Source organism: Pseudoroseomonas cervicalis ATCC 49957 (genome assembly GCF_000164635.1).
GTDB classification, from domain to species: Bacteria; Pseudomonadota; Alphaproteobacteria; order Acetobacterales; family Acetobacteraceae; genus Pseudoroseomonas; species Pseudoroseomonas cervicalis.
The window spans coordinates 189413-192460 of record NZ_GG770781.1 but is presented as its reverse complement, the minus strand read 5'-3'; the positions used below and the strand labels follow the sequence as shown (position 1 = coordinate 192460).

Below are 3048 nucleotides of genomic sequence, written 5' to 3'. Positions count from 1 at the left end.
CAGGGCGGCGGGGCAGGGCGGGGCGGCATCGGCAAGCGGCATGGGCGGTCCTGGCGGGGGGTGCCGCCGGGGCGGCCTCGGCCCGCATCTTGACCGCCCTCCGGGCCGCGGCAAGGCGCGGCCCGGAGGGTCAAGCAAGTGTTATGGCCGGCTCAGATGGTCTTGCCGGCGCGCGGATCGTGCCGCGCCACGCGGGCGAGCAGGTATTCCACCTCGGCCTTGGCCTTGGCGGTCAGGCTGGCGCCAGGCTTGCGCTGCGCGTCGGAGGCGATGATGCCGCGCTTGGCCATCACGTATTTCCGCACCGCCAGACCCGTCGGGCCCTGCTGCTGCTCGTAGCGCAGCAGCGGCAGATGCGCGTCGAACAGGTCATGCGCCGCGTCGCGCTGGCCCTCGGCCTGCAGGCGCACGATGTCGCACAGCATGTCGGGGAAGGCGTAGCCGGTCATCGCGCCATCGGCGCCGCGCTCCACCTCGAAATCGAGGAACAGCCCGCCATTGCCGCAGAGGATGGAGATCGGCCGCATCGAGCCATCCGCCTGGAAGCCGCGCAGCGTCGAGATCTTCTCCAGGCCCGGCCAATCCTCATGCTTCAGCATCACGCAGGCCGCGTTGTCCTGCACGATGCGACGGATGACGCCCGGCGTCATGACCACCGAGAAGGTCTGCGGGAAATCCTGGATGACGAAGGGGATGTCCTCGCCGATGGCCTCGCTGGCCTGGCGGTAATAGGTGACGATCTGATCGTCGGTGCGCAGCGTGTTGGGCGGGGCGATCATCACGCCGGCCGCGCCCTTGTCCATCGCCGCGCGCGCCAGGGTCCGCATGGCGGCGAAGCCGGGGGCGGAGACGCCGACGATGACGGGGATGCCCTTGGCGCGGGTGACGAAGCGGGTGGCGAGTTCCAGCGCCTCGGCCCCGTCCAGCTTCGGCGCCTCGCCCATCACGCCGAGCACGGTCATGCCGGTGCTGCCGCATGCCAGGTAGAAATCGGTCATGCGGTCGACCGAGGCGTAGTCGATCCGCCCCTCGGCGTCGAAGGGGGTGGGGGCGATCGGGTAGACGCCCTTGGCGGTGTGGTCGAGCGGCATGGGATTCCTCCGTCAGGCGCCGCCAGCGGCGGCACAGGGCTGTATGGCGGGACCGGCCCGCGCGGAAAACCCGATTTGTTCCTGGGTCAGACATCGGATATTCCGCGCTCTGGAGGGATCGCCATGAACACCCGCTTCCTGGCCAGCTTCTGCGCGGTGGTGGAGGCCGGCTCGCTGGCCGCGGCGGCGCGGCGGCTGAACCTGGCCAGCGCCTCGGTCGCCGAGCAGGTGGCGGCGCTGGAGCGCGAGCTGCGCGCCCGGCTGCTGGTGCGCCATGGCCGCTCCCTGGTGCCGACCGAGGCCGGGCGGGCGGTGCTGGGCCTGGCCGGGGAGATGCTGGCCCGGGTCGAGGAGATGCGCCACGCGGCGCAGCTCGGCCAGCCCTCGGGGCAGCTGCGGGTGGGCTCGATCTCGACGGCGCTGATCAGCCTGATGCCGCCGGCGCTGCGCCGCATGGCCGAGCGGCATCCGGGGGTGGAGATCAAGGTGGTGCCCGGCACCTCGGCCCAGCTGCACCAGCGGCTGGAGCGCGGCGAGCTGGATTGCGTGCTGGCCGTCCGCCCGCCCTTCGCCCTGCCCAAGAGCCTGGCCTGGCACAGGCTGCGGCGCGAGGCGCTGACGCTGATCGCGCCCGCCGGGCTGGAAGGGGAGAGCGTGGCGGCGCTGCTCGGCGCCGCGCCGCTGATCCGCGCCGACCGCGAATCCTGGAGCGGCCGGCTGGTCACCGACTATCTGCGCGACCACCGCCTCGCGGTGCGCGAGCTGTTCGAGCTGGACGCGCAGGAGGCGATCGTCATCCTGGTCGCCCAGGGTCTGGGCGTGGCGCTGCTGCCGGATTGGGGGATCGAGGCGCCTTCCGGCCGCGCCCTGCGTCGCCTGCCGGTGCCGGAGCCGCGCTATGCGCGCGAGGTCGGCATGCTGGTCGGCCGCGGCCGCCGCGAGAGCCTGGCGGCGCTGCTGACCGATTCTCTTCGGGAGGGAGCGGCGGAGCAGGAGGCCCCGCCGCCCGGCTGAGTCAGGCCACCGCGTCGGCCAGCAGCCCGACCGCCAGCCCGTAATTCATCGGCGAGTTGTAGCGCCGGATCACCCGCAGATTGGGCAGGCCGAGGAAGACCTGGCCGGAGCTGCGCGTCGGCACCGCCAGATTGGCGTCGCCGCTGGCCGGCAGGGGCGCGCCATCGGCGCGGCGCCAGCCCAGCCGGCTCCATTCGGCCATGGAGCGGCGCGTCTCGGTGTCGACCCGCTGGATGTCGAAGCCGGCGGGCGGCCGCGCCTCGATCGCCCAGCCCTGGCCGGCCTGCCAGCCGCTGCGCGCCAGGTAGTTGGCGATGGAGGCCAGCGCGTCGCCGCGATTGTCCCAGATGTCGCGATGGCCGTCGCCGTCGAAATCCACCGCCAGCCGCTCGAAGCTGGTCGGCATGAATTGCGGCTGGCCCATGGCGCCGGCCCAGGAGCCCTGCATGCGCTCCGGCGCGATGTGCTGGCCCTCCAGGATGCGCAGCGCCGCCATCAGCTCGGCGCGGAAGAAGCTGGCGCGGCGGCCCTCCCAGGCCAGCGTCGCCAGCGCGTCCACCACGTTGAAGCCGCCGGTGTTGCTGCCGTAATTCGTCTCCATGCCCCAGATGGCGACGATGACGCGCGGCGAGACATTGTAGCGCGCCTCGATCGCCTGCAGCAGGGCGCGGTTCTCGGCATAGGCGCGGCGACCGTTCTGGATGCGGGTCTGCGACACGATGCGGTCGCGATACTGCTCCCAGCTCAGCACGCCCTCGGGCTGGCGGCGGTCCAGCTCCAGCACGCGCGGCTGCGGCTTCGCCCGGTCCAGCGAGCGCGCCAGGATGGCGTTGGACACGCCGTTGCGCGCCGCCTCCTGCCGCACCCCGGCGAGGAAGCGCTGGAAGGCGGCCTCGTCGATCACCACCGGGCTGGCGGCGGGCGGGGTCGGCGCCGGGCTGGG

At 72.9% G+C, this 3048-nt stretch carries 3 protein-coding genes; 1 reads left to right on the top strand and 2 read right to left on the bottom strand.

From position 1 onward, the window contains the following. Positions 1-152: 152 nt before the first annotated feature. Complete coding sequence (locus HMPREF0731_RS15950; RefSeq protein WP_007005205.1) at positions 153-1091, bottom strand: dihydrodipicolinate synthase family protein; 939 nt, start codon at positions 1089-1091, stop codon at positions 153-155. 123 nt (positions 1092-1214) lie between these two features. Here HMPREF0731_RS15950 and HMPREF0731_RS15945 point away from each other — a divergent pair, with 123 nt between their 5' ends. After that, complete coding sequence (locus tag HMPREF0731_RS15945; protein ID WP_007005204.1) at positions 1215-2105, top strand: LysR substrate-binding domain-containing protein; 891 nt, start codon at positions 1215-1217, stop codon at positions 2103-2105. Between the two features lies 1 nt (position 2106). Here HMPREF0731_RS15945 and HMPREF0731_RS15940 read toward each other — a convergent pair. Beyond that, a partial coding sequence (locus HMPREF0731_RS15940; protein ID WP_007005203.1) for a lytic murein transglycosylase occupies positions 2107-3048 on the bottom strand: 942 nt, incomplete at its 5' end.